Genomic DNA, 260 nt, shown 5'->3' on the forward strand with positions numbered 1-260 from the left:
CGCGATCTTGCGAATCGCGGTCGGAAGCAGAAGCCCAGGAAGTCAAACTGATGAACGCTAAAGCTCTCCCTCCGATTGTCATCGCGACAGTAGACGACTTTCGTCTTCTGCGGATGCAAGGCAAGTGAGCACTGCGCCATCCGCTGCTCCAGGGCTGCCTTAAGCGCCTCTGCCTCCGCCAACGTGCGACAGTGGCAAACTACATCATCGGCATAACGTTCGAACGGCACGCCCGGATAGTTGCGGCGCATCCATTCGTC

General features: G+C 58.1%; 1 protein-coding gene. It reads right to left on the minus strand.

Annotation, left to right across the window (positions count from 1 at the left end):
* The coding region (locus tag P0D80_RS51640; RefSeq protein WP_408296788.1) for a reverse transcriptase domain-containing protein at positions 1–260 on the minus strand (260 nt) is incomplete at both ends.

Origin of the sequence: Paraburkholderia sp. RL17-373-BIF-A (assembly GCF_046030175.1) — a bacterium.
In the GTDB taxonomy this organism is placed as follows: domain Bacteria; phylum Pseudomonadota; class Gammaproteobacteria; order Burkholderiales; family Burkholderiaceae; genus Paraburkholderia.